31 protein-coding genes and 1 pseudogene are annotated in these 26,484 nt (G+C 39.3%); 15 read left to right on the top strand and 17 right to left on the bottom strand.

The annotated features are described in order from the left end of the window. Positions 1-151 precede the first annotated feature (151 nt). From HMPREF9073_RS14635 to HMPREF9073_RS14585, 11 genes are all read left to right on the top strand, one after another. Complete coding sequence (locus HMPREF9073_RS14635) at positions 152-1,840, top strand: glutamine--tRNA ligase/YqeY domain fusion protein (protein WP_009414406.1); 1,689 nt, start codon at positions 152-154, stop codon at positions 1,838-1,840. Between the two features lie 123 nt (positions 1,841-1,963). Continuing rightward, positions 1,964-2,524 (top strand): four helix bundle suffix domain-containing protein, encoded by a 561-nt coding sequence (locus tag HMPREF9073_RS14630; protein ID WP_009414405.1) that lies wholly within the window; start codon positions 1,964-1,966, stop codon positions 2,522-2,524. A 57-nt stretch (positions 2,525-2,581) separates the two neighbouring features. Next, positions 2,582-2,830, top strand: coding sequence for a phosphopantetheine-binding protein (locus HMPREF9073_RS14625; protein WP_009414404.1), 249 nt, complete (start codon positions 2,582-2,584; stop codon positions 2,828-2,830). Beyond that, positions 2,820-3,719: a lipid A biosynthesis (KDO)2-(lauroyl)-lipid IVA acyltransferase gene (locus HMPREF9073_RS14620; protein WP_009414403.1), complete on the top strand. Its 900-nt coding sequence runs from the start codon at positions 2,820-2,822 to the stop codon at positions 3,717-3,719. The genes HMPREF9073_RS14625 and HMPREF9073_RS14620 overlap by 11 nt, the downstream gene beginning before the upstream one ends. After that, the gene (locus tag HMPREF9073_RS14615) at positions 3,716-4,606 is read left to right on the top strand and encodes a hypothetical protein (RefSeq protein ID WP_009414402.1); all 891 of its coding nucleotides are present in this window, start codon (positions 3,716-3,718) and stop codon (positions 4,604-4,606) included. Before HMPREF9073_RS14620 ends, HMPREF9073_RS14615 begins: the two co-directional genes overlap by 4 nt. 5 nt (positions 4,607-4,611) lie before the next feature. Beyond that, complete coding sequence (locus HMPREF9073_RS14610; RefSeq protein WP_009414401.1) at positions 4,612-5,343, top strand: HNH endonuclease; 732 nt, start codon at positions 4,612-4,614, stop codon at positions 5,341-5,343. Between the two features lie 42 nt (positions 5,344-5,385). Beyond that, positions 5,386-5,619: a hypothetical protein gene (locus HMPREF9073_RS14605; RefSeq protein WP_009414400.1), complete on the top strand. Its 234-nt coding sequence runs from the start codon at positions 5,386-5,388 to the stop codon at positions 5,617-5,619. Between the two features lie 36 nt (positions 5,620-5,655). Next, entirely contained in the window at positions 5,656-6,783 is a 1,128-nt protein-coding gene (locus HMPREF9073_RS14600) for a beta-ketoacyl-ACP synthase III (RefSeq protein ID WP_009414399.1), read from the top strand. A gap of 2 nt (positions 6,784-6,785) precedes the next feature. Continuing rightward, positions 6,786-7,220 carry a hypothetical protein gene (locus tag HMPREF9073_RS14595; protein WP_009414398.1) on the top strand — a complete coding sequence of 145 codons (435 nt, stop codon included), beginning with the start codon at positions 6,786-6,788 and terminating at the stop codon, positions 7,218-7,220. 30 nt (positions 7,221-7,250) lie between these two features. Further along, positions 7,251-7,688, top strand: a complete 438-nt coding sequence (locus tag HMPREF9073_RS14590; RefSeq protein ID WP_034556030.1) for an acyl carrier protein — start codon at positions 7,251-7,253, stop codon at positions 7,686-7,688. Beyond that, a complete protein-coding gene (locus tag HMPREF9073_RS14585; protein ID WP_009414396.1) occupies positions 7,685-8,077 on the top strand; it encodes a hypothetical protein in 393 nt (130 codons plus the stop codon). The genes HMPREF9073_RS14590 and HMPREF9073_RS14585 overlap by 4 nt, the downstream gene beginning before the upstream one ends. Here HMPREF9073_RS14585 and HMPREF9073_RS14580 read toward each other — a convergent pair. The 6 genes and pseudogenes from HMPREF9073_RS14580 to HMPREF9073_RS16610 all read right to left on the bottom strand — a co-directional run. Further along, positions 8,070-9,740 carry a nuclease domain-containing protein gene (locus tag HMPREF9073_RS14580; RefSeq protein ID WP_009414395.1) on the bottom strand — a complete coding sequence of 557 codons (1,671 nt, stop codon included), beginning with the start codon at positions 9,738-9,740 and terminating at the stop codon, positions 8,070-8,072. The genes HMPREF9073_RS14585 and HMPREF9073_RS14580 overlap by 8 nt on opposite strands. Next, positions 9,733-12,210, bottom strand: a complete 2,478-nt coding sequence (locus HMPREF9073_RS14575; RefSeq protein ID WP_009414394.1) for a hypothetical protein — start codon at positions 12,208-12,210, stop codon at positions 9,733-9,735. Before HMPREF9073_RS14575 ends, HMPREF9073_RS14580 begins: the two co-directional genes overlap by 8 nt. Before the next feature lie 152 nt (positions 12,211-12,362). Continuing rightward, the gene (locus HMPREF9073_RS14570; RefSeq protein WP_034556048.1) at positions 12,363-13,325 is read right to left on the bottom strand and encodes a transporter; all 963 of its coding nucleotides are present in this window, start codon (positions 13,323-13,325) and stop codon (positions 12,363-12,365) included. 9 nt (positions 13,326-13,334) lie between these two features. Next, positions 13,335-14,417 carry an MBL fold metallo-hydrolase gene (locus HMPREF9073_RS14565; RefSeq protein ID WP_009414392.1) on the bottom strand — a complete coding sequence of 361 codons (1,083 nt, stop codon included), beginning with the start codon at positions 14,415-14,417 and terminating at the stop codon, positions 13,335-13,337. Positions 14,418-14,422: 5 nt separating this feature from the next. Next, positions 14,423-15,058: an HdeD family acid-resistance protein gene (locus HMPREF9073_RS14560; RefSeq protein ID WP_009414391.1), complete on the bottom strand. Its 636-nt coding sequence runs from the start codon at positions 15,056-15,058 to the stop codon at positions 14,423-14,425. A 73-nt stretch (positions 15,059-15,131) separates the two neighbouring features. Further along, positions 15,132-15,410 (bottom strand): annotated as a pseudogene (locus HMPREF9073_RS16610) (endonuclease III domain-containing protein); the annotation flags it as partial. A 386-nt stretch (positions 15,411-15,796) separates the two neighbouring features. Here HMPREF9073_RS16610 and HMPREF9073_RS14545 point away from each other — a divergent pair. Beyond that, a complete protein-coding gene (locus HMPREF9073_RS14545; protein ID WP_009414388.1) occupies positions 15,797-16,144 on the top strand; it encodes a hypothetical protein in 348 nt (115 codons plus the stop codon). 83 nt (positions 16,145-16,227) lie between these two features. Here HMPREF9073_RS14545 and HMPREF9073_RS14540 read toward each other — a convergent pair whose 3' ends face one another. From HMPREF9073_RS14540 to HMPREF9073_RS14525, 4 genes are read right to left on the bottom strand one after another with little or no spacing between them, the layout of a single operon-like run. Then, positions 16,228-17,022: a hypothetical protein gene (locus HMPREF9073_RS14540; protein ID WP_009414387.1), complete on the bottom strand. Its 795-nt coding sequence runs from the start codon at positions 17,020-17,022 to the stop codon at positions 16,228-16,230. Positions 17,023-17,025: 3 nt separating this feature from the next. Beyond that, positions 17,026-17,340: a hypothetical protein gene (locus tag HMPREF9073_RS14535; RefSeq protein WP_034556047.1), complete on the bottom strand. Its 315-nt coding sequence runs from the start codon at positions 17,338-17,340 to the stop codon at positions 17,026-17,028. A 13-nt stretch (positions 17,341-17,353) separates the two neighbouring features. After that, positions 17,354-17,968, bottom strand: a complete 615-nt coding sequence (locus HMPREF9073_RS14530) for an endonuclease III domain-containing protein (protein WP_009414385.1) — start codon at positions 17,966-17,968, stop codon at positions 17,354-17,356. A 17-nt stretch (positions 17,969-17,985) separates the two neighbouring features. Beyond that, entirely contained in the window at positions 17,986-18,960 is a 975-nt protein-coding gene (locus HMPREF9073_RS14525) for a hypothetical protein (protein ID WP_009414384.1), read from the bottom strand. 119 nt (positions 18,961-19,079) lie between these two features. On the opposite strand from HMPREF9073_RS14525, the gene HMPREF9073_RS14520 reads away from it, so the two are divergent. Then, positions 19,080-20,315: a ketopantoate reductase family protein gene (locus HMPREF9073_RS14520; protein WP_009414383.1), complete on the top strand. Its 1,236-nt coding sequence runs from the start codon at positions 19,080-19,082 to the stop codon at positions 20,313-20,315. Positions 20,316-20,334: 19 nt separating this feature from the next. Further along, positions 20,335-21,204 (top strand): hypothetical protein, encoded by an 870-nt coding sequence (locus HMPREF9073_RS14515; RefSeq protein ID WP_009414382.1) that lies wholly within the window; start codon positions 20,335-20,337, stop codon positions 21,202-21,204. A 68-nt stretch (positions 21,205-21,272) separates the two neighbouring features. On the opposite strand, the gene HMPREF9073_RS14510 is transcribed toward HMPREF9073_RS14515, so the two are convergent. Continuing rightward, entirely contained in the window at positions 21,273-21,818 is a 546-nt protein-coding gene (locus HMPREF9073_RS14510; RefSeq protein ID WP_009414381.1) for an NAD(P)H-dependent oxidoreductase, read from the bottom strand. Between the two features lie 94 nt (positions 21,819-21,912). On the opposite strand from HMPREF9073_RS14510, the gene HMPREF9073_RS14505 reads away from it, so the two are divergent. Beyond that, positions 21,913-22,290 (top strand): helix-turn-helix domain-containing protein, encoded by a 378-nt coding sequence (locus tag HMPREF9073_RS14505; protein WP_009414380.1) that lies wholly within the window; start codon positions 21,913-21,915, stop codon positions 22,288-22,290. A gap of 136 nt (positions 22,291-22,426) precedes the next feature. Here the strand turns inward: HMPREF9073_RS14505 and HMPREF9073_RS14500 are convergent, their stop codons facing one another. From HMPREF9073_RS14500 to HMPREF9073_RS14475, 6 genes are all read right to left on the bottom strand, one after another. After that, a complete protein-coding gene (locus HMPREF9073_RS14500; protein WP_009414379.1) occupies positions 22,427-22,876 on the bottom strand; it encodes a MarR family winged helix-turn-helix transcriptional regulator in 450 nt (149 codons plus the stop codon). Beyond that, the gene (locus HMPREF9073_RS14495) at positions 22,851-23,303 is read right to left on the bottom strand and encodes an EVE domain-containing protein (protein ID WP_009414378.1); all 453 of its coding nucleotides are present in this window, start codon (positions 23,301-23,303) and stop codon (positions 22,851-22,853) included. The genes HMPREF9073_RS14500 and HMPREF9073_RS14495 overlap by 26 nt, the downstream gene beginning before the upstream one ends. 62 nt (positions 23,304-23,365) lie before the next feature. Continuing rightward, positions 23,366-23,920 (bottom strand): NAD(P)H-dependent oxidoreductase, encoded by a 555-nt coding sequence (locus tag HMPREF9073_RS14490; protein WP_009414377.1) that lies wholly within the window; start codon positions 23,918-23,920, stop codon positions 23,366-23,368. A gap of 192 nt (positions 23,921-24,112) precedes the next feature. Further along, complete coding sequence (locus HMPREF9073_RS14485; RefSeq protein WP_232213000.1) at positions 24,113-24,964, bottom strand: hypothetical protein; 852 nt, start codon at positions 24,962-24,964, stop codon at positions 24,113-24,115. A 185-nt stretch (positions 24,965-25,149) separates the two neighbouring features. Next, positions 25,150-25,527 (bottom strand): VOC family protein, encoded by a 378-nt coding sequence (locus HMPREF9073_RS14480; RefSeq protein ID WP_009414375.1) that lies wholly within the window; start codon positions 25,525-25,527, stop codon positions 25,150-25,152. A 76-nt stretch (positions 25,528-25,603) separates the two neighbouring features. Continuing rightward, on the bottom strand, positions 25,604-26,383 hold the full coding sequence (locus tag HMPREF9073_RS14475) for a helix-turn-helix domain-containing protein (RefSeq protein WP_034556028.1): 780 nt from the start codon (positions 26,381-26,383) through the stop codon (positions 25,604-25,606). Positions 26,384-26,484: the final 101 nt, after the last annotated feature.

The raw sequence follows: 26,484 nt of genomic DNA, 5'->3' as shown, positions 1-26,484 counted from the left end.
CTTTGGCAAAGTTTTTTATACTCCCACTGCTCCCATAACTCCCATAACTCTTACTTTTCCCCACCACTCTCGCCCTCGCACTTTGCTAATTCACTAATAATTCCTACCTTTGCACTTTGTAAAGAATACTCTCCCTAAACACTAAAAAAAAATGTCAGAAGAATTAAAAGAACAACGGTCTAATAATTTTATAGAAAATATCATTGAGGAAGACCTCTCTGCAGGTTTCCCCGCCAACGCTTTGCGCTTTCGCTTCCCTCCAGAACCCAATGGCTACTTGCACCTCGGTCACGCTAGCTCTATCTGCCTCAACTTCGGATTGGGCTTGCGCTACAACGCCCCTGTAAATTTGCGTTTCGACGATACCAACCCATCTAAAGAAGAACAAGAATATGTAGATGCAATTCGTCGCGATGTAGAGTGGCTCGGATTCAAATGGGATAAAGAATGCTATGCTTCCGACTATTTTCAAGAACTTTACGACTGGGCGGTAATGCTCATCAAACAAGGAAAAGCTTATGTCGATAAACAAACCTCCGAAGAAATTGCTGCTCAAAAAGGCACCCCAACGGTGGCGGGTACCGAGAGCCCCTATCGCAATACCTCTCCTGAGGAAAACCTCGCCCTTTTTGAACGTATGAAAAACGGTGAGTTCGAAAATGGTACCTATGTACTCCGCGCCAAAATAGATATGGCATCGCCTAATATGCTAATGCGCGACCCTATCATCTACCGTATTATGAACGCTTCACACCATCGCACAGGCGACAAATGGCATATCTACCCTATGTACGACTGGGCGCACGGCGAAAGCGACTACCTTGAACAAATATCACACTCCCTTTGTACATTAGAATTCTTACCACACAGAGAGTTGTACGATTGGTTTTTAGATCAAGTATACGACAACACTCGTACCCGTCCTAAACAACGTGAGTTTGCCCGCCGCAACCTCAGTCACACCATTGTAAGTAAGCGAAAACTCTTACAATTGGTAACCGAAAATTATGTGGCTGGCTGGGATGACCCTCGTATGCCTACTATCTCAGGTTTGCGCCGCCGTGGATATACCCCCGAAGCCATTCGCAAATTTGCTGATACCATTGGTATTGCCAAACGCGAAAACCTCATCGATGTATCGCTATTGGAATTCTGCGTGCGCGAAGACCTCAATAAAAAAGCTAACCGCGTAATGGCAGTCCTCGACCCCGTGAAGGTAGTGATTACCAATTATCCTGAGGGACAAGAAGAATGGCTTGACGCCGAAAATAATCCTGAGGTTACCCCTATGACCTTCCGCAAAGTGCCTTTCAGCCGTGAAATCTATATCGAGCGCGACGACTTCCGAGAAGAAGCTGATAAAAAGTATTTCCGATTGAAATTAGGAGGTGAAGTACGCCTTAAAAATGCTTATATCATCAAAGCTGAAAGCGTAGTGAAAGACGCTCAAGGGAATATTACCGAAATTCATTGTACTTACGACCCCGAAAGCCGCAGTGGTAGTGGTACCGAGGCGAGTATGCGTAAGGTAAAAGGTACATTGCATTGGGTATCAGTAGCTCACGCAATAGAAGCCGAAGCGCGCCTCTACGACCGTCTATTTACTGTTCCAGAACCCGATCGCCAAGAAGATAGTTTCTTAAACTACATCAACCCCGATTCTCTAAAGGTAGTAACTGCTTACGTAGAGCCAAGTCTCAAAACTGCTCAAGCAGGCGACACAGTACAGTTCCAACGTTTGGGCTATTTCAGTGTAGACCCCGATACTACCCCCGAAAAATTGGTGTTCAACAAAACCGTCGGCTTAAAAGATACTTGGGAAAAAATAAAAAATGAATAACCCTAAACTTTCATTCTACTTGTTAGCCTCATCCGACTCGTCTGACTTGTCTGCCTTGTCTGATAACTCTACTCTGTCCGACTTGTTCCAATAGTCTAACAAAATTAATAAACCACTTTAAAAATGACAACTTTTTTGAAACAAAAAGGAGGATATAAGAAATTACGTGTTTATCAAGTATCAGTGATTATTTATGACATAACCTTTTATTTTGTGCAACACTTTCTTAAAAAAGGAGACCGCACCATTGACCAAATGTTGCAAGCAGCACGTTCTGGAAAACAGAATATTGCGGAAGGAAGTCAAGCAGCTACCACTTCTGCCGAAACAGAAATAAAGCTAACAAATGTTGCAAAAGCGAGTCTTGAAGAGCTATTGCTTGATTATGAAGATTATTTAAGAGTACGAAATAAAGTTCAATGGAAAAAGGGGCATCCTCGTTTTGAGAAAGTTCGTGCTTTTGCCTGTAGTCAAGAAATCTCTTGGAAGTATCCTACTTTGCTCCCTAAATGTGATGATGAAGCATTGGCAAACCTCTGTATCACTCTCATTCAACAAGCAACTTATATGCTTAGACATTTAATAGAAAAACAACAGGAAATGTTTTTACAGCAAGGAGGTATAAGAGAACAAATGTCTTTCGCAAGAAGTAAAAATAAGTATCACAATGAAAAATTTGATTAATCTATAATTAATTCATACCTTTGTCCCTTTTTAAAAAGTATATTAAAAACCGTAATAATGAACAGACAGGAAATAATAGACCTTACTACCCGTATTTTTGTAGATGAATTTGAAGTAGATGGTAGCGTGATTGCTCCCGAGGCTAACTTCCGCGAATCTTTAGGATTAGATAGCCTCGACTACGTAGATTTGGTGGTGATGATTGAACAAGAATTCGGTGTGAAATTGGTAGAAGCCGATTTCAAACCTATCGTAACCTTCAACGACTTTTACACTACCTTAGAAAATAAAGTGAATGCACACTAACGACGAAGGTAAAACCAAATGGCAAGGAAAATCCAAAGGTACCGTACTGGGTTATAGTATCTTTGTATGGCTGATGAAGCACTTGGGTATTTATGCTGCTTATATACTATTAATATTTGTGGCATTCTACTACTTTTTGTTTGAGTGGCGCTCCAATGGCTATATGTATTACTATTTCCGCCATCGCTTGGGATATAACCCCCTCAAAGCTGTCGTTTGCCTCTACCTCAATTACTTTACTTTTGGACAAACTATTATTGATAAAATCGCTATTTTAGCAGGACTCGAAGATAAATTTACTTATGAGTTCGATGGTGTCGAAAATTTGTATAAACTCCTCGACCAGCAACAAAGTGGCGTACTCATTTCCGCACATATCGGTAACTTTGAAATAGCCGAACCTTTTTTTAGAAAAATAGACCTCAATTTGCAAATCAGTACGGTAACTACCGATATGGAACACTCCGTAATCAAAGAGTATTTGGAGTCGATTTCTAAAAATAAACCCTCGAATCAGTTTATCTATGTGAAAGAAGATATGTCGCATATCTTCAAAATCAACGATGCTATTGGCGACAACAAGATAGTGTGTTTCACGGGAGACCGATATTTTGAGGGCGTGCGTTCGCTCAAAGGAACATTGTTGGGCGCAGAAGCTACCTTTCCCGCAGGTCCTTTTTTTATAGCCTCCCGCTTGAAAGTGCCAGTGCTTTTCGTTTATGTGATGAAGGAAAGTAGGTTGCATTACCACCTATATGCCCAAGTAGCTGAAGTAAAAAATCGCGATGCCCAAACTCTACTTAATGCCTATACCAAAAATATGGAGCAGATGCTCAAAAAGTACCCACTACAATGGTTTAACTATTTCAACTTTTGGGATGAACAATGAAACGCGTATTAGTAGTATATTATACCCAATCGGGGCAACTCAAAGAGATTATCGATAGTGTACTATCCCCACTCACGGAGGTAACTATCGACTTTTTGCCTATTGATACAGCTACTCCTTTTCCTTTCCCGTGGACGGACGATACATTCTTTGACGTTTTCCCCGAGTCGTATTTGCAAATCCCCCAACCTCTACAACCTTTTAACCTCCCTCATACCGATTACGATTTAGTGATTTTAGGCTACCAAGTGTGGTATCTCTCGCCTTCTATCCCATTTAATTCCTTTTTGCAACACCCCGAAGCTAAAAAGCTCCTCTGTGGCAAACCTGTCATTACCATTTCAGGCACTCGCAATATGTGGGTAATGGCGCACCAGAAAGTAAAAAAACTCTTAACCGACTGTGGGGCGCATTTAGTAGGCAATATTGCCCTTACCGATAGGCACCACAACCATATCAGTGTGATTACCATTGTGCAGTGGCTCTTTTCGGGCGACAAGAACAAACGCTATCTCGGTGTATTCCCCAAAGCAGGTGTTGCCGATAAAGACATACAAGGCGCGAGTGTATATGGTACGCTTATCGCCTCTCACCTGCAAACCGGTGATTACACAGGACTGCAGCAAGCAATAGTAGCCCACGGAGGCGTGTATTACAAGCGTTTTCTCCTTTCGGCAGAGAAGAAAGGCAATCGCCTTTTTGGCATTTGGGCAAAGATGATTTACGGCAGTAAGAAGCGCAAATTCCTGCTAAAATGTTTCCGCATCTATCTGTATATCGCTATTTGGGTACTAATGCCCATCGTATGGTTGCTATACTGGCTCACCTACCCATTATTCTTTTGGAAAGTAGAGAAAGACGTGAAGAAATTGATAATTGACAATTAAAGAATATGGAATATATAGAATTTGAAAATGAGTTTAAGGCCTTTATGGAAAAAGAAGGGTTGAAAGATAATACTCGTAGAAATTATATTAGCTGGTTACGATTTATAGCCAAAGAGGGATTCAGTATTAGTAGAGATTTAGTTGATAATAATACTATTATAAATCATCTTGAAAAGAATAAATCGAAGAGAAGTATATATCTAAATGAAAACAACAATGATTATTCTGATTTTAAAGCTGCTCTCAATAAGTACAGAAAATTCATTGCTACGAAATCTGATTTAATTGCTACGAAATCTGATTTAATTGATGATATAGAAGCAATTATAAAAGATGAAATTATTCCTAAAACAGAGAAAAAGCGGTTAATATCTGCAAGAATAGGTCAAGGGAATTATAGGGAAGAATTAATAAATCTTTGGAAGAAATGTGCTGTTTCTGAATGTGAAATGACAGATGTATTAATAGCATCACACATAAAACCTTGGAGAGAATCTACAAATAAAGAAAGATTAGACCCTTATAATGGACTTTTGCTATTACCCAACTATGATAAATTATTTGATAAAGGGCTTATTTCTTTTGAAGATAATGGCAAAATAATTATTTCTCCTCTTATAAAAGAAGAAGAGTATAAAGTTTTAGGTATTAGTCCTAATGATGAACTCTTTAAGGTTTATGATGAAAATAAACCTTACTTAGAAGAACATAGAAGAATAGTATTTCATCAGGAATAATATAGTCTATTTTTGATAAACATATACAAAGAAAATAATAAAATGGAACAACAAAATATTTCTGAAAATAAGAATCTGCAATTCGGACCGCACAAAGACCTATTAACAGTCGATATGCTACTGAACGGTTACGAGAGTTACGGTATTGGATGGCTACAACAAACAATGGACGGGCTCTTGGCGGCGAGACGTTCAAAAGAATTTATGAATTCTTTAACAACAGAACAAGCAAAAGATTATATGGAACAACAAGCAAAGAGGTCTGGAACTTTGTAGTAGTTGTTTTCAATAACAACCTGTTACCTGAATAATATGAACGTTTATATAACAAAAGCAAGTAAATATTTACCTAACAATCCCATTGGCAATGAGCAAATGGAGACTTTCTTAGGTCTCATAAACCAAAATGCCTCTAAAGCACGACGCCTCGTGCTCCGCAACAATGGTATTCTCACCCGTTACTATGCCCTCGATGAGCAAGGTAACCCTACTCATAACAATGCCCAGCTTACGGCTTTGGCAGTACAAAACCTATTGGATGGCGAAGTGCCTTGGGATACTATCGAGGTGCTCTCTTGTGGTACCTCTACCCCCGATGTGCTCTTGCCCTCGCACACCTCTATGGTACACGGACTCTTGGGCGGACACTCAGTAGAACTGAATGCCTCTTCAGGAGTGTGCAACTCAGGAATGAATGCCCTTAAATTTGGGTACTTATCAGTAAAGGCAGGCAATAGTGCCAATGCAGTATGCACAGGCTCTGAACGTGTATCGGCGTGGTTGCGTGCCGATAAATACGAAAACGAAGTACAACTCTTAGCTGAATTGGAAGCACACCCTGCGATTGCCTTTAAAAAAGATTTCTTGCGCTTTATGCTCTCCGATGGGGCAGGGGCTTTTCTGTTAGAAAACAAACCGCGTGAAGGTGCTTTGCAAATAGAGTGGATGGACGCTTATTCGTATGCTCACGAGCTCGAAGCGTGTATGTATGCCGGTGGCGACAAGCTCCCCGATGGCAACCTCAAGGCTTGGAGTGAATATCCTGCCGAAGCGTGGCTTAGTGAATCTATCTTTGCTATCAAGCAAGATGTGAAGCTGCTCAATGAGAATATTTTGCTAAAAGGCGCTGAGAGTATGCGTGCTACCTTAGATAAACACCAACTGTCGGCAGATGATATTACCTATTTCTTACCTCATATCTCGTCTTGTTATTTCAAAGAACGCTTGTATGAAGCCCTCAAAACAGTAGGTATCGACCTTCCGTTAGAACGTTGGTTTATCAACCTCCCCGAAGTAGGCAATGTAGGCTCTGCTTCCGCTTATTTGATGTTAGAAGCCTTGATGCATTCAGGGAAACTCAAAACGGGCGATACTGTTTTGCTATCAGTGCCTGAGAGTGGTAGATTCTCCTATTCTTACGCTTTTTTAAAGGTCGTTTAACTATGGTTTTACCAATTACAGATAAAAATAAAATTCTCACCCTTATACCCCAGCGCACTCCCATTGTAATGGTAGATGCTCTTTGGGAATATACCCCTACCGAGGGAGTGGCAGGGCTCACTATTGTCCCTAATAACCTCTTTGTACAGCAAGGGATATTCTTAGAAAGCGGACTTATAGAGCACATTGCCCAAAGCATTGCCTTGCACAAAGGTTATTACTACTATCTCAACGGAAAACCTGCTCCTATGGGGTATATAGGAGCGATTAAAAATATAGAAATACAATCGCTACCCAAAGTAGGCGATAGGCTTAAAACACACATCACCATTCTCCAAGAGTTTATGGAGGTGACCCTCGTGACAATGCAAACCTTTATAGGTGATACCCTCATTGCACAAGGCGAAATGAAAACCGTACTCACACCCAATTCCTAACCCCTAACACCTAGCCCCTGACACCTGAATATGAACATCTCTATCCACAAATATCTCCCTCACCACCCACCGATGCAAATGGTCGATACCATTACCGACATCAGTAATACGCACGTAGTTACCGAATTTACGGTAACTGATAGCTGTATTTTTGTAGAAAATGGAATGTTTGCCGAAGTAGGGCTCATCGAAAATATGGCACAAACTTGTTCGGCAATTGTGGGGCAGTTTCTCTTTGGTATAGAAGATACGTCAAACTATGTGATAGGCTACATCAGTGCGATTAAGAAGTTGGAAATCTTTACTTTGCCTAAGATACAAGAAGTTGTGCGCACCGAAGCCGAATTGCTTTCTCGTTTTGATAGCGATGAGTATTACCTCTGTGCAATGCGCTGTAATGCCTTTGCCGATGGGGTGCATCTGGCAACAGCCGAATTAAACTTAGTGATTAAAAACTTAACGGAATGAAAGAAACTGAACTACCTCAGGAAAAAGGTGCCTTGCGCGACCTTACGGAATTGTGTTACGTAACCGATGACGAAGGGAACTATACTACCCGTCTCAGTTCAGGCTGGGAGGTGAAGAATATTGCTTTAGAAGTCTCCTTAGGCAGGTTACAAGAGCAGATTGATGAAGCTAAAGCCGATGCCATAGCAGGGCGCAAAAGCCCCATAGTGTATTATATGCTTCTCAACCGTATGGATTGGGCTGTCCTCGCCGATGCTATGCACCGCTGGCAATGGGTTATCAAGCGTCACGCCAAACCTTCGGTATTCAAAAAACTATCGGCTAAAACCCTACAACAATATGCTGAGGTATTTGGTATCACAGTGGAAGAACTCACACATTTTAGCTGAGCAAAAAGTCTCCTATGTGTTTCTTTAAAATGCGTTGTATATAGGTTTTAAGTTCACTCTCTACACTAGGTTTAGAGGCTATAAGTGCAATTTGAGGTTCAAAAAAGGTGTCATCTACTATTTTTTCTCCTTCTTCATCGGGGAAAAGGGCAAACAATCCATTAATTTTCTTGTAACGATCCCCACTGATACCTGTGCGGGCGATGTATTTCTTCTCTAATGATGGTAAATGCAAGAATTTCACATTTTTCAACACCGAATATTTAGCATCAAAAAGGTAATAGAAGGTTTCTTCCGCCTTTTTGTCTATAATTTCTATAATAAAATCGGGGTGGTAGTACTCTTCAGGGCTTACACAATCGATACGGCGTAGCAAAGTGCTGTGGTAATTGCTACTTTCGGGGTAATATTTGTGCTCATAGAAGAGATTTACTGCAAAGAAATCGTTTGTAAACTCCATTTTCTCAACAATAGGCTCGTCTTTTCGCAATGCCACCTTCACATTGAAGAAGGCGATTTTGAGGCTCGAGCGCAACGCATCTATCAGCTGGAAGAGGTTGTACAATTCGTAAAGCTTGCTCAACTTACTGATGTTGAACAGCTTGAAATACCCAGTGATGTCGAGTTTGTAGTCGTTGAGTTTGCGTATTAGCTCGTAGGCGCGTTTGTAGTGCGGTCGCTGAATGAATATAGAGGTGAGCACAGGGTGTTCGGCTTTTGGGGTTACCTCTGGAAAAATGCGACGGTAACTCTGCTCCAATTTCTTCACTCGCTGTTCTACCTTGCTAATTTCTTCAAATAGGCGGATGAAAGGCAAGCGTTTCAGGTCTTTAAAATCTACAAAATACTCTTCAGAATCTTCAGTATCCGACCAATTAGTGACCGTAGATTTCAGTTCGATGTCGCGTTTGAGGGAGCGGAGTTTTTTTAGTATCACAAAAAAGATACCCATCACCACTTGGTTCTCATAAGTATTACAGTCGCGGGTTTCCACTTCGGTGTGGATGTTATCGATCATTCCGTAGTGGTTGCCGAGTTGTACTGCTTTGTGATGCCCTTTAAAAGCATCGTCGAACTGCACTTCGTCTAAATTGTTGATAATCCACTGTACAGTGTTAGCACTCACTTTGTTAGAATTGAAAGGCAAGACGGTAGTTTTCTTTCTCAGTACGAAATGAGGTTGCTTTTCAAAGTAAGGTAACAGTTTTTCGAATACCGTTACAAAGTGAGTTATCAAAGTGATGAATTTGTTCATCTGCCCCACTTCGTTAGGTTTGTTCTTTACTTCTACACTGTTTTTGGAGTAGAACACATCGAAAAGGCGGTCTTCTTTTTGCCATAAATAGGTGAAGAGTCCTTCTATTTCCGAAAGTCTCAACTTACTGATACGCACATTGAAGGGGTATGTTTTTCCGCCTATTGTGAGTTGAGTACCCCCAAAATAATCTTCAAAATAGCGTTGGGGCATCAGTACGATTTTTGTTCTATCCAAGCGCAAGTACTCTGAGGGCAAGGGAGTGCCTTCGATATTAGGATTCAGGTCGTCGTTGTTTTCGGGGAAGAAAACCATTTCGTAAACCCCCAATTCCTGCACGTTGTACACACCGTCCTCCAAGAGTACTTCACGGCGTTCGTCGTTTTGTATTTCGTAAACTCTAAGCATACGACAAGGTGAGGAAATAGCTGTAGTTACCTCCTAAAATTTCGTTGTTTTCGCCTATTTCAATCATTTTATCCAATATCTTTTCCGATATTTTCATCTTGTTCTCGTTCAGCAATTGCGAAAGTCGGTCGATATAAACTTTAAGGTTTTCACCTTGTACGTTGATCATCGGCAAGAGGCGTTGTGCAATGCAATAGTCTAAGAGTACATACTCGTTGAGCCCAGCGATGTGTTTTGCCATACTGCAATACTTTTTGATGCCCATTTCCACGCGATAGCTGATAGGCAAGCGCAGTTTTTTGAATAGTTCTTTAATTTCTCGAAATACTTTGTCGTTCTCGTCGTCGCTGAAGCTAATCACTTCTTTATCATTCTTTTGGAAATCGAGAAGGTGGAAAAACTCAATGCATTTTTGGAACGAAATGCGCAAGGTTTCTACTTCTTCTTTGGTGATAAAGTGAACGCTTTGGTTGAGTTCGGGTAGCTGGATAATGTTCGTTCTATCGATTACACGCGGTGAAAGTGGTTCGGTGGTATAATCGTAGTTGATAGTAGCGATGAAGCGGAGGTTGTTCGCATACTTGAGTGTGTGGTTGTTACCCAACTGGATAGAGAGGTAGTCGCCTTCTTGAGCGATGGTATCGGTAAGGTTATAGAAGTTTGACCAATAGTGCTCTATAGGGCTGAGGTTGGCTTCGTCTAAGATGATGAAAGCCAAAGGAGCGCTGAAGAACGAGTGTTGTTCTACCTCGTAGTTGAGTTGCTCCAAGAGTTCGTATACGCCGGTGGGGGCAGAGTGGAACTTATCGGTAAGCGGGTTTTGGAAGCCGATAAGGTCTTTAGGTGATGACCAGCCACGGCTCACCGATACTTCGGTAACGCGCTCTTGAGGGGCTAATATTTGGGTGAGCAAGCGCGCTAAACTCGTTTTTCCTGTACCAGGTAAGCCCGCTAAAATGGTGAGTGTATTTTGGTGTATAGCGATGAGCAGATTGTCGATGAAATGCGTTTCGAAAGCACGTCCGTTTTTAGAGAGAATTTCCTTTATTTTATCTCTGAAAGCGGCATAAGTATCGAAAGCATCGGTGATACTGAAGTCGGTAAAGGTTCTTTGTTGTGTTTCCTCGTAGAGAGAGAGGTTGCGACCGCTCAAAAAGTCGAAATACTTTTTGTGTTTGAAGAGGTTGACGAGTTCCTGCTGGGCGTCGCGTTGAGCGTGTTTGTTCTCGAGCAACAATTTATCAACAAAAGCCGTTAAATCGTCTTTTTCTTTGCGTAAAGCTACTAATTGTTGAGAAATTTGCTGGGTTTCGCTTTCAATTTCGGCAGCGAGATTGGCTTTTTTCTCGGTAAGAGCTTTTACTTCCTGTTCTAAGGCGATTTTTTCTTTGGCGAACTTCTCTTCTTTAATTTTAGTGAGGTTTTCGAGCTCGTTTTGAGTGTCGTCTACCTTTTCTTGTAATTCTTGCAGGCGTTTTTCCTGACTGCTCACTTGGCTTTTCAGTTCTCTTTCGCGCTCGGTGAGGTTTTCGATAATCTCGTTTAAGCGTACTTTTTCGGGGAATATTTCACTGATTTTATAGTCGCTAATAAGTTTTTCATTGGCTTTTTCCAAGATGTCGTACACGCGGCGGTTTTCCTTGAGATAAGTTTCAATGGCTTTGTTTTGGCGCATTGTTTCGATGAGGTCGAGCATTTCTTGCTGTTTGCGTTTGTTGAGCAGGGCAGGGTTATGCTTGATGCGTTCGGCAAAGTCGTTGAGTATTTCCTTGTCGTCTTTAAAGTCTATTTCCTTGATAAATTCAAACTTACTAAAGCCGATGATATGTACTTTTCGGGTAAACCCAAAATTCTGAAATTCTATATAACTATTGTCGGTAATTTGGTATTCGCCAAAAGGATATTCTTTTTTGAAGTATTTTTGTACAGAAAAGGTATTGTCTTCATCTTGACTTGCAATGATAAAGGGTCCAACGATTTTTTCTTCGGTTTCTATAAAAAGAGGCTGACTGTAGCGCGCGTATACATCGGAAATGAGGGAAGTAAAGGGGGTTTTTACCTTTATTTTAGCTTGAGATTCTAATATTTCACCTTCTAAAATTTCTATAATTTCCTCTTTAGAAGTAAAATTGAGGTTGTTAGCGAAGGTTTTGCATTTAGGATATTTATCGTCGTCGTAGTTGGTAGCGACGATAGTACCGTACGAAATTTTTAGGATTTGGTACAAGTTATCGAATCTATCAAAACTTTGTTCAGGTTTGAAGTGGTTGATAGGCACCTGAATTTTATCCATATCATAACGGTCGATATTTTCTACTTTTCCCGCTCTTTTATCTACATATAACAATGGGCGCACCGATTTATCGGGGTTGTCCTCATCTTTGATTACCAAGATATAGTTCTCGTTGCTATATCTCAAATTTGGATTTTCTTTATAACTAAAATCACCTTTAATATCTTCTATTTTCATATTACTATTTGTTAATTTGCTGCAAAGATAAAAATAATTTGCCGATTTGCCAATTTGTCGATTTAGCCCCCGTCCCCCCGAAGGGAGACAAGCCGGTATGAACCGCACGGGTGATTGCTAATTTACTAATTTGTTAATTGTTAATTGATTTTTTATGCGTTATACTTTCCTTTTTTCCATATTTCAATAGAGTTGATGATATTTTGCCAAAGGATATAACAACCTGGGCCTACGGTAGAAAGCGGATGCAGGTAAGTGGCTGCTATCCAGATAGCAAAGGCGGTGTTCTTCTGTCCTAAGGCTTGTCCTGCCTCTATCGAAGAGTTGAAAAAATTACCTATACGCCACCCTATAGCGTATTGTAGTAAGCACAATGCCAAGCCTAAAAAGCCTATGAGCAACAGAAATAATACGCTTGTTTCCGCGTGAAAAATGTTCTTTAGTGTAGTGCCGGTAACGATCATCAGTGAGCAACCCCATAGATAAAAAGATAGGTCGGGGATGTGGATGAGCCATTGGTGAAAGCGGTGGAGTAGGGGGAGGGTTTTGGTAAGCAATGCCAATAGCATCGGTACGACTAATACGAGGCATACTTTCTGCATTATCAGCGAAAAAGCACTCCAAAAGGTCATTTGAGAAGCGGGTTCTATCAGCGGGAAACACACAGGTATGAGTAGTGCACAAAGCAAGTTGGATACAAAAGTATAAGTAGTCATCTGCTCTAAATTACCACCGAGTTTGAGAGTTACTACCGCTGCTGCTGCCGCACAAGGGCTTATAATGCACGCCAATACGCTTTCCAAGAGTATCAGTTCTTTACCGTGGATGCCAAAGAAGAGAATTGCCCCCGTGATACTTCCTACCAAAACACACTGCACTGCTATCATCCACCAATGCCAAGGTACAAGTGCTAACCTTTTGAAATCGACCTTGCAAAAGGTTACGTACAAAATGAGGAACATAAAAAGCGGCAAAATAGCATCGAATATGGGAGCAAGCCATTGTGAAGCTCCTTCTAATGCTGGTACGTAATAAAATACCAAATACGCTACTGCTCCTATACCCATTGAAAGGGGGAGCGTCCAGTTTTTTATAAATTGAAGAAGTTTAAGCATCATAATCTGCTAATTAAACCATACGTCAAAGGTTTCATCGGGCTGGTTGATATGTATAACTTCACCTATTTTAGGAGTGATGATATTTAGGTTATCTTCTTTGGCATAAGCTTGAACATTGCGCATAGGCTCATACCAAGGGTGTTGCGCCAAGGCGAATTTAGAGTTATGACCTGTGAAATAACGCTTGGCGCCTATTTCGTTCAAGGCTTTGCGCAAGTCTTCGGGCAAGAAGTGAATATAACGCCAATTAGGGTTGTACTGTCCGTTTTCCATTAGGGCTAAATCGATATGAGGGAAGCGTTTGCCTATTTCGGCAATGTGCTTGCCATAGCCACTATCACCGCCGATGTAGATGGTATAAGTACCCGTTTCGAGCATAAACGAACCCCATAAAGTGGGTGCTCTCTTAAGTCCGCGACCTGAAAAATGACGCGTAGGCAAGCAAGTGAATTTGAGATTTGCTACAGTGATTGTGTCCTGCCAATCCATCTCGGTGATTTTAGCAGGGTCAAACCCCCAATACTCTAAATGCGCCCCTACACCCAGCGGACAAACTACGTGTTGAATACGGTTTTTCAGTTCTTTCATCGCTGTATAATCAAGATGATCCCAATGGTCGTGGGTAAGTATGAGCACCTCAATAGTATCGGGCATATCGGCAGATGAGTAGTTGTAAGTCGCCTTAAAAGGTTTTACCATAAACGAAAAAGGAGAGGCAGAATGAAATACAGGGTCTACAAGTACGCGGGTGTCGTTTACGTTTAGCAAATAAGAAGAATGCCCCAGCCATACCATCGCATTATTAGGCAGGGACTGTAAATCGGTTTGTACTGCAGGGATGGGCGTGCTTGGACTGAGGTCTTGTACATCGGGAAAGAAGTAATGATAGGCAGTTTTGAGTATATTGTCATTAGAAGTAAACTGCGGGGTAGTTTCTAAGTTTTGAAACTTACCCTCGCGGTAGTTGGGTGATTGTTGTATGCGTGCCAAGCGTTCGCCTGATGGTGCTTTGCTAAAACTTGGTAGGTTGAAAATTATAACAGCCCCAATGCCTATTACTACAACGAGGATAAGGATAGTGTACAACATACGTATTACTTATCGCTTAAAGCGTCTTTTATTTCGCGTTTGAGGTTTTCAATCTTACTTTTAAGTTCATCTGAAAGCTTTTCGGAAGAGCCTTTTATCTTCTTTAAGTTAAATGATAATACAATAGAAGCTACTCCACTGAAAATAAAAGTCAGTGCGATAAGCACCATTAACGAAATGCCGGTGAAAATAGGATTAGCAATAAGCAAGAATGACACGATAATTCCTAAAGTACTCAATAGTGCCAAGTTACCCCAATTCAAAACACCAGCTTCTTTTACTTCAAACGAGAAGCCTAACAATTGAAATGAGCGAAACAACAATGTAAATCCTACTATAAAAGGCAAGATAAAAGCAGATACAACAGGGTTAGCGAACAAATATGCCCCCATAAGTAGCGATACAATTCCGCTTGCTAAATACCAACCCCAACCTCCTAAGGCTTGTCGATTTTGCAAGGCAAAAAATATGTCTAATAATCCCGACATTAAGAACGAGAGGGCAAAGAGAAGCGATAGGGTAGTATAGGCTCTAAAAGGAGCTGCAAATACCGCAATACCACAAATAATAAGCAATATTCCCAAAATAAGCGGAATATACCAATGCTTTACTGATTTTGTAAATGAATAAAAATACGACATAACTTTATTTTTTATAGTTTTATGAGGCAAAGATACAAAACAATTAGCAATTAACAATTAATAAATTAGGAAATTATTCTAACAGCCATTGTTCATTGGTAAAACCTTTGCGGTAAGCCTTGTCGTGTACATCAATCACAGCGTGCCATTCTTGACAGGTTTCTAAGGAAATTTTAGCTACTAAGGGCATACACTCTTCGTGAAGGGCTTTATAGGTTTGTGCGGTAGAAAGGTTCAGGCGGTTCAAAAGTCGTATAGCGTACTAGTCGGCTATGAACACCTTTCGCTCAAAAATGTACAACAACATTGCATCGGCCGTTTCCTCGCCCACACCTTTAGTACAAAACAATTGATAATTGATAATTAACAAATTATTATTATTTTTGTGCCATAAAAAACATATTATTATGGAATTACAAGTAGGAAAGAACTATTGGGTAAAAATGATATTTTCAACTTTAAAGCGGGTGAAGTTTGGTCGTTAGTAAGAGAAGGATACCAAATTTACTACGGTGAACAATATTTTGTATTCGTTAATGCCGAGAAAAATTGTCAATTTATGATCTTGCGAAATACTTCCGATGAAGATATGGGAATAGGATGTCCTTTGGATAGGTATTTTAAAGAAATTGAAGAGTATGGCGAATCAGTATTATGTTTAAATTATCGCCAATTGATAAATTATTTTTATCTTTGTGAGTCCCAAAGAGAGTGAAAAAATAAGTAAAGAACCATCAAATGGAAAATAAGCAGATAAAGGTATACCTAAGCAGAGATAGTGTATGTGCTGCCGATGATGTAAAAGATCCCAATCCAGCTACGTTTTATCTACCCGATACTATAGAAGAATTTATAGTAATTATGGACGAGATGTTGCCATTTAAAAAGTGGAAATGTTACTTAGGAGAATATAGAAAAGGTATTGTAGGTGCAGAAGATGGAATACTTGTTTGGAAAGAAGTAGATAATCACGTTCTTATCTCAAGTTATAAAAATAACAATAAATTGATTGTAGTATACGATAGTGATTGGTATGAAACAATTAAAGCCCACCCTTATTTATATTTTGAAAGATGTTTAGATTAAGAAGACAAAAAGTGAAAAAGATGAGGCTGTCCGAAAGGGTAGCCTTTAGTTTTTTATAAATTGAAGAATGTTAGACATTGTAATTAAAAAGACAGATTATATTCGTCTGTCACTTTGAAATGCTTATGAGAAAAATAGGCTTTTAGTAAAAGATAGTTGTCAATACTCAATTTGATGTGCAACACTCTGTTTGTTCTTGAGGTGTAAATCTGCATACGAGGGTGTATTCTATCAGAATCTTTTCCTCTTCTCACTTTTTCGAGGAAAAAATGGATATGGTGAATGGAATTTAAATCGATAGTTTGGGTAAGTTCTTCTTTATAAAAAATGGAAAGAGCCTCGTTTTTTATCTCTATGGCATAGAAAGTATTATGAGTGTTTTTTATAAGATCTTCGCCAAAAAGCACTATAATGAATATTAAAACAGCAAATCCTATAAGTAAATAGAAATATTTGGCTACCCCTTCTCTATGCTCACTTATAATTTGGCCACTTATTAGCCAGAACATCATTATATAAAAAACTACAATCGACAGAAATTTTATCCATTGAAAGGTTTTGTCTTTCAGTGCTTTTACCTTGATGGTAGGAGGTAATTCACCTCTTGTATATTGGCTGTATCGCATACGCTTATCCATCACCCATCTGTAAAAAAAGCTATATAGCCCTATTAAGACTGCTAAAGGAAGGATAGGGATAATAATCTCGTCTATAAGCTCCTTGCTAAGGGTAAAGTTTCTGGCTAACCATAGAAGTTCTAACAGATAGAAACACAAAAATACAATTAGGATTATACGTCCTATTTTCAAAAACTTTTCGCCGAAAAGCTGTTCCTTTTTCTGTCCTTTTTTAGAGAGTTTTTTTGTTAGCAGATTCATATTTTACTTGTAATAATAATACCAATTTCCGTTCCATTCCTTGTCGCAATCTTCCTGAGAGGCAAAAGTACAGTCCTTTATACCTTCCTCAGGGTATTGTTGCTCACGCAATAGTTTTTGGTGATACTCGTTTATCTTTTGCAGTAAGCCTGTTTCCTTTGCTTTGCTCAATTCTTCCTCTGTTTTAAAGATGTAAGACACAAAGTAATCTTGCGGGGCTATATAAGCTCCGAAATCTACAGAAGCGTATAATTCTTGAAAAGTTGCCCTTACCTCTTCTTGTGTTTGGGCAATGATATTTTTCCATATTTTGCTCATCATTTTTTATTTATTATTCTAATAACCACTGTTCATCGGTAAAACCTTTGCGGTAAGCCTTGCCGTGCACATCAATCACAGCGTGCCATTCTTGGCAGGTTTCTAAGGGAATTTTAGCCACTAAGGGCATACACTCTTCGCGGAGGGCTTTGTAAGTCTGTGCTGAAGAGAGGTTCAGGCGGTTCAAAAGTCGTATAGCGTACTGGTCGGCTATGAATACCTTTCGCTCAAAGATGTACAACAACATAGCATCGGCAGTTTCTTCGCCCACACCTTTGATAGAGAGCAATTCTTTGCGAAGTTCCTCAGTAGGGATAGCTTCAAACTTTTGTAAGGAAGCTCCGTGCGACACATACCATTCCATCAGGGCTTTGATGTAAGTGCTTTTTTGCTTGTAGAAGCCTGCCGGACGTATATATTCCTGTAAAGTGTTCAGTTCCATAGCGTGTAAAGCTTCTACTGATAAGTTACCCTCTAAGTTAGCAAGGGCTTTTTCGGTATTCTCTTGGGTAGTTTGCTGAATGAGAATCATCGATATCCAGTCGGTAATGCGATTGGGGTCATTCCACCAATATTGCTTGCCGTAATGGGCTAATAATTTATTAAAAACTTTGATTTTTTGAGACATAAAATGCCTAAGGTGTTTTATGAGTTATTGTAATTGCACAAAGATATTTCTTTTAAACCTCTGTCGAAAAGAGAGGTCAAGCAAAGGTTACCTGTGATATTTTGGAGTTTGTGTTTTGTCATTCCTTTAGGTAAGAAAATATTGCCATATTCGCGTGTGGTGAGCGAAAAGACTTTTTGATTGCCCTTCCATTCATCGGTTTTAAAAATAGGTGTTAGTATCACATATTCAGATTCCGTGAAACAGCCATTAACACCGTGTTTTTTATGATCGGTATGCAAATTGTCCGATTCAATAACTTTCTCGATTACCTTCCCTTCGGCAGAGATTTGTGCGAGCGCATAATAATCCATTCCCCATTTATTAACCGATGAAGCGCTTTCACCCGGAATGAAGGCATAGATTTTTTTATCCAATATTTTAAGACTGTCTATCTTTGGAGTGTCTGCCCATCTGTCGTCATGATGCGTAAATGCTTTTTTATCTATTTTTGAAAAAGATTTCCATTTGGCAGTTTTGGCAGTATCATCAAATTCTAAAAGGGCGAAACATCTTGCATTGCCGTAATAAACTTCATTTTCAAAGCAAACGGGAATTATTTGGCTATCCGATATATTTTGAAAATACCGCTGTTCTGCCTTCTCTGGTACAATGTTATATCTGAGTAATGATTTATTTTTTATCGGAATGAGTGCTGGTGACGAATGTACCTCTGAGTAATACCGCACTTCTTTTGCCGAAATGATGATGGCAAACCCTTCTTTATATCTGAAGAGCACAGGATAATCTCTGTTTGACATTGGGTTGTATTCAATAGGAATCTTTTTGATGCCTTCGGTTGAAAGGACAAGGACGTAATATTTATGCCAATCGGTATGATCGGAAGTTAGGATTACGGCAGTGCCATCGGGTAGTAAAATTGAAGCATAAACAAATGAGAATTCATTGTCAAATTCCCATTTTCTCAAAAGTGTTAGTTTAAAATCGCTCATATCCTTTTCTTTTTTGCTGAGTGTTTACTCGGCAAAGGTAGTAAATAATTTGCTATTTAGCTAATTAGCAAATTGACTAATTATTATTATCTTTGTGCCTTAAAAAAAAACATATTATTATGGAATTGCAAGTAGGAAAGAGCTATCGGGTAAAAAATGATATTTTCAGCTTTAAAGCGGGTGAAGTTTGGTCGTTAGTAGATGAGGGATACCAAGCGTACTTCGGCGAACACAATTTTGTATTCGTTAATGCCGAGAAAAATTGTCATTTTATGGTATTGCGTAATACTTCAGATGAAGATATGGAAATAGGATGCCATTTGGATAGGTATTTTGAGGAAATAGAAGGGGATGATAATAATTTTATACCTTTGTCCTTAGATAAAAAAGACACTATGAAAATCTTAGTAATAGGCATAGGCGTTATAGGCTCTATTTACGGCTATGTGTTTTCTAAAGCAGGACACACAGTAACACATTACCTTAGAAAAGACAGTAAAAAGAATAACATACACACTTTAAACGTTCATATCTTGGACGGACGTGGACACAAGAAAGGACTTTCGTATACCGATAGCTATTCTATTGAGCACGCCACAGAAAAAGAGTATGATTTTATCTTTATTGCGGTACCTTCTGGAAAATTGGAAAGTGTGATAGAAGAACTCAATAGAGAGCATATTACAGGAACACTGCTCATTGCTTGTGGTATTTGGGAAGATAAGAATTATCTGGAAAAACTCTTAGGCAATCGTCCTTATGTATTAGGTTATCCTGTAGCAGGAGGCAACTTAGAAGGTGAAACCCTTAATGCTTGTTTGTTTGACCATTTTATGCTGGAGAGCAAAGCAAAAACTACTATTGATAATTATGACGATTTATTAAAGCTATTTAGCGATTGCCACATAGCCTTAGAACACCCTTACGATATGCTCGAATGGATATGGTTGCATCTGGCTATTAATGCGGGAGTTATTTCGGTAGCAAGTACTACAATGGAAAATTATAGCAATAATGCACAAACTACTGAGGCAGCCGAGAAGCTAATGCAGTCTGCCAAACTACTGAAGCAAGCTGTAAAATCGGTACGTGAAACGGTGAAGATAGTAGCCTCACGAGGGGTGGTACTAAAACACTACAACAACGAGTTACTACCTTACAAATTGCCTACTTTTCTTTCAGCACCTTTGATGAAAAGAATGTTTGCCAACAATATCCTCACCCAAAAAATAATGACTCTCCACAACAATCTCCCCGACTTATTATATGTATGCAAGTGCGTGTATGAAGAAGGTAAGAAAAAAGGTATAGAAGCACCTTTGTTCTATAAAAATTGCAGTAGGTTACCAATGTAATGGAAAATTAGCAAATAAAATGAAAAGACTACTCCCTTTATTATTAGTCCTCCTTTGGGGTCAAAATATGTTATTGGCGCAAAAAGCAGTATTAGTTAGAACACAATACGAAAGCTATGCCATAGACAATCAAACCGATTCACTGCTCCCCGACAGAAAGGAAAGCCGTGAATACTATACCTTTTTGCACTTCAACCGTAGAAAGGATACTTTATTTGTCCATAAAAAAGATACCCCAAAGGATATAGCGCAAAAAGATGCCTTTTCCTACTTCCTCACTACGAAAAAAATAGCTACAGATAAGCTACAACTCCTTATAGGTGATAAAAATCGTACGGATACACTCCTATTTCATTTTGAAAATCCCAATATCATACGTGTAAATAGAGATAGTTATATACTCAGTGATGAATACAGCCATTTTCTAAAGAAGAAAATATTCAAAAAGAGGGATATCGCTACTATTTTAGATTTTTTAGACGACCAATTAGGGGATTATTTTATAGATACGGAAGTGTTTATGATAAGCACTAAGGACAAATACAAAAAGAGCCTAAAAATGAATGGAGGCACTATCATCAACGAAGCCGATACTACTGTTTATAGTACTTTATATGCAGCATACGATGATAAAGGTCTTCAAATGTTAGGAAGAGTAGATACTAACGAACCCCAACTACCTTTTTCACTTGACAAGAAAAGAAAATATATAGATGCTGATAAGCTCGTTTTTGAAATAGAGGAACAAACTCCCAAAAACAACGCCACTTATACCCAAGAAATCTATTTCTCAGGCGAAAAGTTTATAGAAAAAGGTGAATATACCCAATACGGACTTAATATTACTACGTTCTATACGAAAACTATAGAGAAAATTAAGAATAACTAATAAAAACCCTCCCCACTCGTAGTATTTCCTATCAGTGGGGAGGGTGTTTTTTTATCCTAATTTGCGTGTTATTTCAGCGAAGAAAGAAATGCTAACAATCGCTGGGCTTGCGCTTTGGCTTTTGCTTCTATATCCTCTTTGGTATAACCTGCATTTACTGATGTTCCGTGAAAATATAGAGGCTCTACATACTTCATCTGCGCATAATAAGCCGTTTGCGCTAAGTTCTTAGAGAACTCGTATACTTTGAAATGGTGTTCTCCCAAAGTGTGATATTCACTTTCGGGTGCCCCAACGGTAAAACTTGGGATAAAATATTTCCCTTTGAGCTTATCTCCTTGTGAACCATAAGCAAACTGATACGTGAAAACCTCATCAAACCAATGCTTGAGTATCGCTGGCATATTATACCAATAAAAAGGATATTGAAAGATAACCTCTTGATGCTTGAGTAAGGCTTCTTGCTCTGCTTTTACATCTATTTGAAAGGTAGGGTATAGCGCTGATAAATTTCTGATTTCAAAATCTATATCGCTACGAGAAAGCTCCTCTATGATAGCCTTATTGGCTATCGATTGGTCAAAATGGGGGTGTGCTAAAATTACTAATGCCATATTGAAATTATTTTTTAATTTTGGCGCAAAATTATAGTACAACTTTCAATCTGGCAATAACTATCTAAATAGATACTTTATAATTTCAACTATTATGGAAACAAAAATAGAGTGTACAGCCCCCAGCGTTCGCTTAGGAGAAAAGACCTATCCTTGTACCATTGCCGTAGCGATGGATTTGATAGGAGGAAAATGGAAAGCCGTGATTTTGTATCACCTTAAAGAAGGTGAAAAGCGATTTAGCGAACTGAAAAAAGACCTCTATTCGGTAACCGAAACTACGCTGAGTATCCAACTAAAACAATTGGAAAACGACGGGCTTATTTCTAAAGTTGTCTATGGCGAAAAACCTCCTTTGGTGGCTATCTATTCACTCACCGACTTAGGAAAATCTTTTTTGCCCATACTCGATGCCCTTACCCAATGGGGAAATAAAATTGTGCTTGAAAAAGGAACTTTCCTAACGGAATAAAACACAATTATTAATTTCCAAATTTTCTAATTTGCTAATTGCTCAATTATTCTCCGCTTCCTTCTTCAAAGCATTCACTCTATTAATACCCAAACAAAAATCTATATTAAGGATAGCAAGGAGCAAAACGATTCTGCTAATTCGTTAAAAGTTTGTGCAGTTGAACGTTGAACGAGGGCTGTTCGGTTGCCAAAATACTGAAAAATTCATCGTCGAAAGCCTCGACCTTAGCGACAGCTTGCGCGATGAGTTCGGCACCTTTATCGGTGATAGCAACTACTTTGGCGCGGGTGTCGGTCTTGTGTTCTTCCCTTGTGATGAGGTCTTTGCTCTGCAAAGTGCGCACCACTTGCGAGGTAGTCATTGGGTCTATCTTGGTGAAATTTGCCAAAGACACCTGTGTGATTTCCTTTCCTTGTTGGGCGAACCACTGGGCACTCGCCAAGAGTACAAACTGGGGGTGTGTGAGGTCGAAAGGTTGCAACACTTTTTTGATTCCGCGTTGCCATAACATACTTACCTGCCAAAGTAAAAGCCCTGAGCTTTCTTCGGCTCTTAAACTAAAAATTGAGGGCTGAGAGGTCATTGTGTAACATTTTAGAGGCTATGAGTTTAAAATCGTTCTCGGATATTTCCAAAATACCAAAGCGAAAAGGATATCCCCACGCCTTTTTGTTGGGGATAAAGTTTAATAGCTCGATAAGGTCGGCTATGGGTGTTTCTTCGCAGTCTACAAAAGTAATATTTCTCCTAAACGGACAGAAGTTTTCACTCATCTGAAAGGCATAGACTTCCTCGTCTTTCACTCTGCCAATAGCCGTGAAGGCTTGGCATTTGTCTTCTTTTCCGAAATAGCGTTTGGAAGAGTAATAGAGAATACCGTCTCCCTCTTGCATACGTTTCAAAGGCTGAGCCTTTCCGTGGCAGGCTTGGGCAAAGCCTCCCGCAACGCCCATTTGTACGTGGTCTTTGCTCGCCACGATAATCCAATATTTGATAGGTCTGTTTTTCATTTATAAATGGAATAAAAACCGTGTGACACACTGCCACACGGCGATTTTTATCAATTGCAAAATTAGCTTAATTCTTTGATTTGCGCAACCAATCGAGCGGCGTGATCTTTGGCTCTTTGTTGTAGGGTTGTAAGCACTTCTTCGGGCATTACTTCTGGGATGTACTTCATTCCGTAAGAGATTACAGGCTCTTGGAATAGCAGTTTGCAGTGATTGGCAGTTTGGCGGTGAATATTGAGAAAATCAGTAAACGGATAGTTCTGTGCGCCACCGTGTTGGTAAGCCTCTTCAGGTGCTCCGGTAGTGAAAGAAAGGATGAGTTTTTTGCCCATCAGCTTGTTGTCGCCATAAGCAAAGCCGTGTGAAAATACGTTGTCTAACCATTTTTTCAGCAAAGCAGGAAGCGAATACCAATTCACGGGGAATTGCCATACAATTACATCTGCTTTTACAAGTTTAGCTTGTTCCGCTGTTACATCAATTTGATAGTTAGGATAGAGAGCTTGCAAGTTACTTACTTCAGCCTCAGGGAGCAAGCGTTTTACCTCTTCTAAAATAGCCTTATTGGCGTTAGACGTCTCCATAGTAGGATGCCCGTTGATAATTAAAACTTTCATATATAATTTAAATTTACTTCTTTGTTCGGGCGCAAAGGTAATATGTTTTTATATAATAAGCAAACTTACTATATATTATTTTATAAATATTTTTTTAAGGTGTAGGTATCACTATAAGTTGGGGATATAAAAACTCCCCGCTGGTAGATTTCTCTTTCAGCGGGGAGGGGGTTTGTATGTTTTCTAAAGGTTTTATGGCTTTTCAGATGTTAGTGAAGGAGAGGCATTATAGCCACCCACAAACCATTCCTTTTTTTCGATATCATATCTTAGAATCTCTACAGATGAATTGTCCTTGATATAGAAAAAATAAGTGAAATTTTGATATTCAGACCTAAAAAGATAAGAAATTGCTACATTATCAGGGGCTAATTTGAGCCTTATGAGTAATTTTCTTATAAAAACTGAAGTTTCTTTATCTTCTTTAAGAGTTTCAAAAGATTTATCAATGTCAGAAACTTTTATTCCAAGGGTATCGCGAGGAATATAATTGTACATTTCATTAGTTTTCGGGTCAAAATATCCTAATATATTAGCTTTTCCTCCGTATTGTTGTCCTGCTTGTATATGAAAATAGAAAATATTTCTAAATTCTTTTGCTACCATACTATGTACAAGATTTGCAAAAGCTCCCGTATGAGGATAAAAACCGATATAGTAAGTTTTATGTGTCATTGTAGTTAAATCAAAACTTACAGCGGTTACTACTCCCCAACAAGAATAGAAAACAAGTAGCCTATTTTCTAAATGAAATCCTTTTATAATATTATAAGTATAATATGCTCCTTCTCCTATTGATTTTCCAAAAATCCAATGAAGGTCTTTTTTATAAGTAGAAATAAAGATTTTTGTAGAAATACTCGCTTTTTTATTTATAAATAAAGTACGGAATTCTGCCTGCTTCTCTCCACTGTCATCTCTGACTAATTGTAGAGAAAAGTCCTCGAAATCTTGTTTGTAGATGGTGTCTATATCTGTCTTAGTTTGACTAAACATATTTTGAGAATAGCTAAGTATAAAGATTAAGAATAGGAATGTTCTCATAGGCTAATTTTTAGAGGATTGTTCGATTTTATCGAGTTTAATTCCTAACCAAATGGCGAATTACAAATGACGAACGACAAATGACGAATGACGAATGACGAATGATGAGTGCAAAGGTAGTGAATAATTAGCTAATTAAAAAATCCCCAGCCGGTAGATTTCTCTTTCAGAGGGGATTTTTATTTTTATTCAGGTGCGCAATAGGTTACGATATCTATACCGATGCCGTTGGGATCTATAATAGCAAAATGGCGATCGCCCCAAGGCTCTTCGCGTAAGTCTATGGCAATGGGTACGCCCTGCTCTTTTAACTTGCAGTAATAATCGTCTACATTCTCTACTTCAATGGTGAGGTATACACCCTGTTGGGTAAAAGGTTTTTGGAAAAGAGGTTGTTGTGAAGGGTGATTAGGCAACAAAAAACTGATTTCTGCCTCCTGATTAGGGGTGTGCAACAGCAAATAAAAGTCGTTTTCAAAAGTAACACCAAATTGCAATACTTGGGTGTAGAAAGCCTTGCTCTCGGCTAATTTCTCGGTGATAATACCTGCGTTTAATTTCATTCTGATAATGTATTTGTTATTTGGGGGCAAAAGTACCACAAGGGCAGGGAATACGATTGTAAAAAACGGACATTCTTCAGCCTAACACCTTACTCGGGGTATCTCCATAGAATGTTTTAAACGATTTGATAAAGTGGGCTTGGTCGTAATAAGTGTCTAAAAAAGAATGGTTGTGGTAGGCTTTTGTACTTAGTATATGCTGAAAGCGCACAATGTTGCTAAAAGTCTTAGGACTATCGCCTATGTAGTAGTCGAAAAGGCGGCGCAACTGTCGGGTGCTGATGCCGGTATCCAACTCACTGATGTGTAGGCTGCCTTTGCTTTGCAATATCTGCAAAAGTGCTGAGAAAAAGCGGTTGTCCATCTGCAAAGGGCGTTGTGATAGGTGACGGAGAAAATAGTTGTCCAAATGCTGTGCTATGGTAGCTAACGAAAGGGGAGTTTCCAACTGCTGAGCTATAAAAGTAGCCAGTGCAGGTACTACCTCGCGCAAAGGGATTTCTTGTGCGCTGATTTCAAAAGCATCTTGACCAAAAAGTAGCGGAAAAGCACTGGGCAAAAAGCGTACTCCTACATAATGAAAAGTCCCCGTTATGGGAAACTCTATGTATGTATTGCAATAGCCCATAACGGAACTCATCTGCGGGGCGTTACAATCAAAAAATAGGTCTATACAACCATCGGCAACTACTCGGTAGCAGAAAGGCGTGTTACGTGGAGGAGATTTCAGTTCCCAATAGCAATAGATAAACGAACGCAAAGCCTCACACGGAAGAAACTCGGTATAGGTAACCTCTTTTTCTTCTGCAGGAATAACGGATTGTATAGGGTGATAATAGGGGCGAAGTGATAACACGTTGTTTGCTATTGATGAAGGGCAAAGATAGAAATAATTAGCCAATTGGCAAATGTGTTAATTATTATAAAAATCCCGCTGGTAGGCTTTGCCTACCAGCG

It is taken from the genome of Capnocytophaga sp. oral taxon 326 str. F0382, from assembly GCF_000318295.1.
Classification (GTDB): domain Bacteria; phylum Bacteroidota; class Bacteroidia; order Flavobacteriales; family Flavobacteriaceae; genus Capnocytophaga; species Capnocytophaga periodontitidis.
The sequence above is the reverse complement of the archived record's forward strand: the minus strand, read 5'-3'. Positions and strand labels throughout refer to the sequence as shown.

Bases quoted from the DNA above. Each gene is read 5' to 3' on its own strand.
- HMPREF9073_RS14530 (WP_009414385.1), bottom strand. From the start codon at position 17,968: ATGTCTCAAAAAATCAAAGTTTTTAATAAATTATTAGCCCATTACGGC.
- HMPREF9073_RS14515 (WP_009414382.1), top strand. From the start codon at position 20,335: ATGAAAAGACTACTCCCTTTATTATTAGTCCTCCTTTGGGGTCAAAAT.
- HMPREF9073_RS14580 (WP_009414395.1), bottom strand. From the start codon at position 9,740: ATGCTTAGAGTTTACGAAATACAAAACGACGAACGCCGTGAAGTACTC.
- HMPREF9073_RS14590 (WP_034556030.1), top strand. From the start codon at position 7,251: ATGAACATCTCTATCCACAAATATCTCCCTCACCACCCACCGATGCAA.
- HMPREF9073_RS14520 (WP_009414383.1), top strand. From the start codon at position 19,080: ATGGAATTGCAAGTAGGAAAGAGCTATCGGGTAAAAAATGATATTTTC.
- HMPREF9073_RS14630 (WP_009414405.1), top strand. From the start codon at position 1,964: ATGACAACTTTTTTGAAACAAAAAGGAGGATATAAGAAATTACGTGTT.
- HMPREF9073_RS14525 (WP_009414384.1), bottom strand. From the start codon at position 18,960: ATGAGCGATTTTAAACTAACACTTTTGAGAAAATGGGAATTTGACAAT.
- HMPREF9073_RS14585 (WP_009414396.1), top strand. From the start codon at position 7,685: ATGAAAGAAACTGAACTACCTCAGGAAAAAGGTGCCTTGCGCGACCTT.
- HMPREF9073_RS14535 (WP_034556047.1), bottom strand. From the start codon at position 17,340: ATGAGCAAAATATGGAAAAATATCATTGCCCAAACACAAGAAGAGGTA.
- HMPREF9073_RS14575 (WP_009414394.1), bottom strand. From the start codon at position 12,210: ATGAAAATAGAAGATATTAAAGGTGATTTTAGTTATAAAGAAAATCCA.
- HMPREF9073_RS14620 (WP_009414403.1), top strand. From the start codon at position 2,820: ATGCACACTAACGACGAAGGTAAAACCAAATGGCAAGGAAAATCCAAA.
- HMPREF9073_RS14505 (WP_009414380.1), top strand. From the start codon at position 21,913: ATGGAAACAAAAATAGAGTGTACAGCCCCCAGCGTTCGCTTAGGAGAA.
- HMPREF9073_RS14495 (WP_009414378.1), bottom strand. From the start codon at position 23,303: ATGAAAAACAGACCTATCAAATATTGGATTATCGTGGCGAGCAAAGAC.
- HMPREF9073_RS14635 (WP_009414406.1), top strand. From the start codon at position 152: ATGTCAGAAGAATTAAAAGAACAACGGTCTAATAATTTTATAGAAAAT.
- HMPREF9073_RS14600 (WP_009414399.1), top strand. From the start codon at position 5,656: ATGAACGTTTATATAACAAAAGCAAGTAAATATTTACCTAACAATCCC.
- HMPREF9073_RS14485 (WP_232213000.1), bottom strand. From the start codon at position 24,964: ATGAGAACATTCCTATTCTTAATCTTTATACTTAGCTATTCTCAAAAT.
- HMPREF9073_RS14540 (WP_009414387.1), bottom strand. From the start codon at position 17,022: ATGAATCTGCTAACAAAAAAACTCTCTAAAAAAGGACAGAAAAAGGAA.
- HMPREF9073_RS14500 (WP_009414379.1), bottom strand. From the start codon at position 22,876: ATGACCTCTCAGCCCTCAATTTTTAGTTTAAGAGCCGAAGAAAGCTCA.
- HMPREF9073_RS14570 (WP_034556048.1), bottom strand. From the start codon at position 13,325: ATGCTTAAACTTCTTCAATTTATAAAAAACTGGACGCTCCCCCTTTCA.
- HMPREF9073_RS14610 (WP_009414401.1), top strand. From the start codon at position 4,612: ATGGAATATATAGAATTTGAAAATGAGTTTAAGGCCTTTATGGAAAAA.
- HMPREF9073_RS14510 (WP_009414381.1), bottom strand. From the start codon at position 21,818: ATGGCATTAGTAATTTTAGCACACCCCCATTTTGACCAATCGATAGCC.
- HMPREF9073_RS14615 (WP_009414402.1), top strand. From the start codon at position 3,716: ATGAAACGCGTATTAGTAGTATATTATACCCAATCGGGGCAACTCAAA.
- HMPREF9073_RS14605 (WP_009414400.1), top strand. From the start codon at position 5,386: ATGGAACAACAAAATATTTCTGAAAATAAGAATCTGCAATTCGGACCG.
- HMPREF9073_RS14545 (WP_009414388.1), top strand. From the start codon at position 15,797: ATGGAAAATAAGCAGATAAAGGTATACCTAAGCAGAGATAGTGTATGT.
- HMPREF9073_RS14560 (WP_009414391.1), bottom strand. From the start codon at position 15,058: ATGTCGTATTTTTATTCATTTACAAAATCAGTAAAGCATTGGTATATT.
- HMPREF9073_RS14565 (WP_009414392.1), bottom strand. From the start codon at position 14,417: ATGTTGTACACTATCCTTATCCTCGTTGTAGTAATAGGCATTGGGGCT.
- HMPREF9073_RS14490 (WP_009414377.1), bottom strand. From the start codon at position 23,920: ATGAAAGTTTTAATTATCAACGGGCATCCTACTATGGAGACGTCTAAC.
- HMPREF9073_RS14595 (WP_009414398.1), top strand. From the start codon at position 6,786: ATGGTTTTACCAATTACAGATAAAAATAAAATTCTCACCCTTATACCC.
- HMPREF9073_RS14480 (WP_009414375.1), bottom strand. From the start codon at position 25,527: ATGAAATTAAACGCAGGTATTATCACCGAGAAATTAGCCGAGAGCAAG.
- HMPREF9073_RS14625 (WP_009414404.1), top strand. From the start codon at position 2,582: ATGAACAGACAGGAAATAATAGACCTTACTACCCGTATTTTTGTAGAT.